Below are 6,330 nucleotides of genomic sequence, written 5' to 3'. Positions count from 1 at the left end.
TGGTGGAGCGCGAGCGCGAGATTCGCGCCTTTGTACCTGAAGAGTACTGGCAGATCGAGGCCTTGCTGGCAAAGCAGAATCCACCCGAAGGCGGGGAAGAGGATTTTCGTTTAAGGGCTACTCTGGAAAAGATGAACGGCGAGAAGATCAATGTCGCGGATCAAGAAAACGCGGCAAAGATTGTCGCGGACTTGGAAAAGGCCACGTACAAGATCTCCGATGTCCAGGAAAAGCAGCGCCGGCGAACGCCCCAGCCGCCCTTTACCACCAGTAAGCTGCAACAGGACTCTTTTAACCGCTTACGTTTTCCGGCCAGTAAAACCATGCGTATCGCACAACAGCTCTATGAAGGAGTCGACCTGGGAGCCCAGGGGAGCGTGGGCCTGATCACCTACATGCGTACGGACAGTGTGCGGGTTGCGGATTCTGCTGTGGAGGAAGTGCGTGCTTTTATCAGGGAAAACTGCGGAGAGAAATACCTGCCCAAATCCGCGAACAAGTACAAGTCAGGCAAGAAGGCGCAGGAGGCTCACGAGGCCATCCGGCCCACCTCCGTGACTTACACTCCTGATGCGGTCAAGCCCTTTCTGGATGTTAACCAGTTCAAGCTTTACGAACTCATCTGGCGTCGCTTTGTCGCCAGCCAGATGACTCCGGCCGTCTTTTTGCAAACGGCCGTTGATATTGAAGCGGATATCTATGGTCTGCGGTCTCGCGGATCGGTTATGCTCTTTGACGGCTTTCTCAAGGTTTACCAGGAGGCCCGGGACAATGACGAAATTCTTCCCAAAGTGGAGAAAGGGGAGGTGCTCGACCTGATCAAGCTCAAACCTTCACAGCACTTCACCAAGCCGCCGCCGCGTTTTACCGATGCTTCTTTGGTGAAGGTGCTTGAGGAAAAGGGGATCGGGCGCCCCAGCACCTATGCGCCGACCATCCAGACCGTAGTGGACCGGGGTTACGTGCGGCGGGACGGAGGATCTTTGGTACCCTGCGAACTGGGAGAGACGGTGATCGACCTTTTGATCGAGCATTTTTCCAAGGTCGTGGATGAAGGATTTACCGCGGAGATGGAGGAGGAGTTTGATCGCGTTGAGGAAGGAAGTCTTGACTGGGTGCAGGTTGTCCGGGAGTTCTATGAGCCCTATTCCGCGGAGCTGGGGGAAGCTAAGGAGAATATGCGTGCCGTTCGTGCGGAAGTGGAAGAGATGGATGAGAAGTGTCCGGATTGCGGGCGGCCTTTGGTCAAGAAGTGGGGAAGAGGTAAGAAATTTATCAGCTGTTCCGGTTTTCCGGATTGCAAGTATGCGCGTCCGATCACCAGTGGTGTGCCCTGTCCTGAGGAGGGTTGCGAAGGCGAGTTAGTTGAGAGGTGGTCCAGGCGGGGCGCTTTTTTTGGGTGTTCGCGTTTCCCCACATGCAGGCACATCTCCAAGGAGCTGCCCAAGAGCGATGCAAACGCTGGCTGAGGAATTTCTCACGTATCTGGAAGTGGAGAGAAACGCCTCTCCGCATACAATTACCAATTACCGGGTGGATTTGGAGGAGTTTCTCCACTTTGCCTCGGAGATGCTTCCGGAACAATTGGATGGGCTCGTGCTCCGGCGCTATGTGGTCCATCTTCAGGGCAAGGGTTATGCCAAGACCACCATTGCCCGCCGCGTCTCCTCCCTCCGGTCCTTTCTCAAATTTCTCCACCGTGAAGGGCATATCAAAAACAACTTAGCCCCCTTGATCATGGCGCCCAAACTGGGGCGCCGTTTGCCGAAGTTTTTGGAAGAAAACGAAGTCGCGCAACTCTTGGAAGCTCCTGCGGACGATTGGCTGGCACTCCGGGACCGGGCGATGCTGGAACTTCTCTACAGTACGGGAATTCGAGTGAGCGAACTCGTGTCTCTGAATGCTCCGGATTTGGATGAGCTCGGAGGTTCGGTGCGGGTGCTGGGCAAGGGCCGTAAGGAGCGATTGGTGCCGGTGGGAGAACACGCGCTTCAGGCTATTGAGAAGTACCTGAAGCTACGGGACAAACAGAAATTTTCACAACGCAGTTTTGCTCTTTTTTTGAATCGCTACGGGAAGCGCCTGAGTACCATGGGTGTAAGGCGTGTTTTGAGAAAACTGATGCGCCGGGCCGGTTTGACACGGCCGGCCAGTCCTCACACCCTGCGCCACAGTTGCGCTACCCATATGCTTAACCGCGGAGCCGACCTCCGCAGTGTTCAGGAACTCCTGGGACACGCGAGTTTGGGGAGTACCCAGATCTATACGCATGTGAGCACGCGTCATGTGCAGCAGGCTTATGAGAAGGCACACCCCCGAGCATAGCCCGGATAAACTTATCCGGGTTAGGAGGACCATGGCCCATCTTCAGCTCTTCCTCTACACGATCCTCTATCTGGTTGCCTTTCCCTTTGTCGTCTTCTTCTGGATTCTCCGCAAGGGCCGTGTGCCCACGGGGTGGAAGCAGCGCTTAGGTTGGGAGCGTCCGGATTGGCCGGCTCATCCGCAGTCCGAAGGCGTGCGCACTTATTGGGTTCATGCCGTGAGCGTGGGGGAGGCGATGGCTGCAGGCGTGCTCATGCGCGCCTTGCGGGAGCGGGAGCCGCTTCTGCGTTTTGTGCTGACCACCGTGACGGAGACCGGGCAGGCCGTGGCCCGGCGCGCAGCCTCAGAGGCAGATGTCGTGTGCTATGTGCCTTTTGATCTGCCGCCCTTGGTTCACTCCTTTATTCGCTTCTACAAACCCGAGGCCCTTTTTTTGATGGAGACCGAGATTTGGCCCGGACTCATCGGCAGCAGCCATTTGGCCGGGCTCCCGGTTTGTATTGCCAATGGCCGTCTTTCGCCTAAGTCTTTTGCTTCTTATCTGGAATGGCGGATTCTGATTGGGCCGTGGCTTCATAAGATCAGTGTGTGGGCTGTCCAGAGCGAGGCGGATCAAGACCGGGTCCTGAAGTTAGGGATTCATCCGGAGCGGGTTCACGTCAGCGGGAATCTCAAATACGCCGTGGCGCCGGGGAGTAAGGGCGCGTGGAGCCGTGAAAAGGATCTGGGCTTGGCAGCGGACCATGTACTGTGGATGTGCGGGAGCACACACGAGCCCGAAGAATTTCTGATCGCCAAGGCATATCTGGAGTTGAAGAGTGAATACCCGCAACTGCGGCTTTTTTTGGTGCCCCGGCATGTGGAGCGTTTCGGAGCGGTCGAATCTCAGCTCCGGAAACTGGGTTTGAGTTGCTTGAGATGGTCTGCGTTCAGGGACAAGCAGATCGCGGGTTTTCTGTGGGAGGATTCGCAACAGGTGGTGGTCGGAGACACGGTGGGCGAACTCTTCGATTTGTATGCGAACGCGGATTTGGTTTTTGTGGGGGGGAGTTTGCTTCCTCACGGCGGACAAAATCCGATTGAAGCGGCGTACTGGGGAAAGCCGGTGTGCTTCGGACCGCATATGATCAATTTTCGCGATGTGGCCCGGCAATTTGTGAATGCGGGTGCCGCGGTGCAGGTGGGCTCCGGGCCGGAGCTGGTTCAGGCTCTGGGGCCCTGGCTTGGCGATGCGGCAAAGCGCCGGGAGGCGGGCCGGGCCGGACATGCCTTAGTGCAAGCCCAGAGTGCAGTGGCCCAAAAGACCTGTGATGCGCTGCGGAGTGTGTCGCGCCCGGTCCGGCAACTGCCGGCATGGGAAGAATGGGCGCCGCTCTTGAGGCCCTTGTCGTGGATTTATGCTTTGGGCATAGACGTTCGGAACCATCTCTACGAGCGCGGGTGGTTGCCCTCGGTCCGGCTCGATGCGCCGGTCCTGAGCGTGGGAAATCTCAGTTGCGGAGGCACGGGCAAGACCCCGATGGTTGCCTTGCTTGCGCGTTGGGCTCTGGATCGCGGCAAAGAGGTCTTAGTCCTTTCCAGAGGATATGGGTCTGCGGTTGCCGGCCAAAGCGACGAGGTGGAGTGGCTGCGCGCCCGGGTTCCCGAGGCCCGAGTAGTGGCTCATCCCAATCGGGCGTTAGCAGGGGCCCAGGCCTTGGAGCAGTCACCCGCGGATTTGGTGATCCTGGACGATGGTTTTCAACACCGGTGTGTGAAGCGCGATCTGGATTTGGTGCTCTTGGACGCTACACGGCCCTTTTATGCGGATCAGCTTCTGCCTGCAGGGACTTTGCGCGAGTCGAAAACGGCTTTGCGCCGGGCCACCCACCTTTGTTTGACGCGTGTGAATGAGGTGAGTCCTGAGCAGCTCGAACGAATGGAATCCGAGTTGCGGGAGCTTTGTCCCTCTTGCGTCCCGGCTAAAGCTTCGGTTCGCCCAAGGCGGCTTTGGTCTTTGGTTAATGGGAAAACTGTGGACCTTCAGTTTCTGAACTCAAAACATATTGGGGCGATGTCCGGCATTGGGAACCCTCAGAGCTTTGAAACCCAACTCATCTTCTTAGGCGGCCGGCTGGAATTCACCCAACACTTCCGGGACCATCACCCCTACAGTGCTTATGATTTGCGGGCCGTTGCCGCGCAAGCCCGGGATACTCGAGCGGAAGCCGTGGTCTGTACGGAAAAAGATGCTGTGAAGTGTGTGCCTCTGATCCGGACCCAAAGAGACTTGGCAGAGGCCTGCGAATGGTACGCCTTGGAGGTGGAATGGGTCATTGAAGAAGGGGAGGAGGCTCTGATTCAGGGCCTGGAAAATTTCGGGATTTCTGTTCAGGAGAAAGTGTAAGGAGGCTGCGTGAAGTACAGGGACGTGATTGATTCTATTCTCGTTGCTATTGTCGCTGTTCTTTCGCGTTCACTGACGGCTTTGCCGTGGGGAGTTACCCTCGGACTCGGGACGTTCTTTGGGGGTATTGCTTACTACCTCAGTCCCAACCGGCGCCGGGTGGGGATCAAAAATTTGCGCAACGCCTTTGGGAGCCTTTACTCGCATGAGGAATTGGCAAGAATTCTCCGGAAAGCTTACCAGGATATGGGTTGCAATGTGGCGGAGATTGTTGCCATGCCCAAGGTCGATGACACGCATTTGCGGGAGCACTTGGGTGTGAAGGGTGATGAAGGCTTTCAGAAAATTATGGATCAGGGGAAGGGTGCGATCCTCATTACAGGTCACTTTGGAAATTGGGAGCTGGGCAATCACTACGCGTGCGCGCGCGGATTCCCTCTTACGGTTCTCGCCCGTGATCAAAAATTTGAACGCCTGTATTCCTTTCTCAATAGCCGGCGCTCTTCCCGAGGAAGTGTGGTCGTTTCCAAGGGAATGAATATGAGGCAACTGATTCACAACTTGCGAGGCGGCGGATTACTGGCATTACTCTCAGACCAAGATGCAGGCCGCAACGGGATTTGGGCCCCGCTTTTTGGCACGATCGCTTCGGTGCCAAAAGGGTCCTTTGTCATTGCCCTCAGGGCAGGGGCGCCGATGGTGCCGGTGTTTGTGATCCGCGAGCAGGGCACGAAACACCGTATTGAACTGGAGGAGCCGTTGGAGGTGCGGCCGGGCAGCTTTGACGAACAGGTACAGGACTTGTGCGTCCAATTTAACCAGCGGTTGGAAAAACAGGTGAGCGCCAACCCCACGCAGTGGCTTTGGGCGCACAAGCGCTGGAAATCCTCGCCAGTGCGCCGCATTCTGATCCTGGACGACGGGAAGCTGGGCCACCTGCGCCAATCCGAAGCGGTTGCGGACATGGCGCGCGGCCATTTTATCAATCAGTTGGGCCAACGCGGATATGACCCGGAGCTCATCGAGGTGCGCGCGCGCAGCGTTCGCGTGGAACACGTGTCTGCGGGCAGGCGTAAACGGATGCTTCTTCTTTCCGGCATGGCGCTTCTCCGGCCTTGGCTGAGTCCGTGGTTGTTGCGCACCTGTTTAACCCCGGATACCTTACAGGCCCTGAACGCGGATGCCCCGGACCTGATTGTCTCTTGCGGCAGCGCCACAGCTCCCCTGAATTTATTGCTCGGAAATTTATACGGGAGCAAGTGTGTTGTTGTGCAGAGGGCCCCGGTCTTTGGATCCAAGGGTTTTGACCTGGCAATCCTGCCCAGGCACGACGTGGTCCGTGTGCGGCATAATGAAGTGGCTGTGCTCGGAGCGCTCAATGCGCTTGCCTCGCATCACTTGGACCGGGCTGCGGAATTCTGGCGGGCGCAGCTGAAATTGGGGGCCGGTGAGTCTTGTGTGGGGCTTTTGATCGGCGGGGACAGCAAACACTGCGTGTGGGATGGGGATAGTCTGCCGGCTTTGGTTTCGGAAGTGCTCGAGCTTTCGAAGTCTTTGGGCTTCAAGGTATTGCTGACCACCTCGCGCCGGACCCCTAAGGGTGCCGAGCAGGCCATCCG

General features: G+C 57.2%; 4 protein-coding genes. All 4 read left to right on the top strand.

Going from position 1 to position 6,330, the window contains the following annotated elements:
• Window positions 1-1,469 (top strand): type I DNA topoisomerase (gene topA, locus JW937_02775; GenBank protein ID MBN1586334.1); only part of this gene is annotated, 1,469 nt, incomplete at its 5' end.
• A complete protein-coding gene (gene xerC / locus JW937_02770) occupies window positions 1,453-2,325 on the top strand; it encodes a tyrosine recombinase XerC (protein MBN1586333.1) in 873 nt (290 codons plus the stop codon). The genes topA and xerC, both read left to right, overlap by 17 nt.
• A 31-nt stretch (window positions 2,326-2,356) precedes the next feature.
• Window positions 2,357-4,711: a tetraacyldisaccharide 4'-kinase gene (lpxK, locus tag JW937_02765; GenBank protein MBN1586332.1), complete on the top strand. Its 2,355-nt coding sequence runs from the start codon at window positions 2,357-2,359 to the stop codon at window positions 4,709-4,711.
• 9 nt (window positions 4,712-4,720) lie between these two features.
• A partial coding sequence (locus tag JW937_02760) for a mitochondrial fission ELM1 family protein (protein ID MBN1586331.1) occupies window positions 4,721-6,330 on the top strand: 1,610 nt, incomplete at its 3' end.

Source organism: Candidatus Omnitrophota bacterium (genome assembly GCA_016929445.1).
In the GTDB taxonomy this organism is placed as follows: domain Bacteria; phylum Omnitrophota; class Gorgyraeia; order JAFGIU01; family JAFGIU01; genus JAFGIU01.
This window is presented reverse-complemented; position numbering and strand designations above follow the sequence as displayed.

Bases quoted from the DNA above. Each gene is read 5' to 3' on its own strand.
- xerC (MBN1586333.1), top strand. From the start codon at position 1,453: ATGCAAACGCTGGCTGAGGAATTTCTCACGTATCTGGAAGTGGAGAGA.
- lpxK (MBN1586332.1), top strand. From the start codon at position 2,357: ATGGCCCATCTTCAGCTCTTCCTCTACACGATCCTCTATCTGGTTGCC.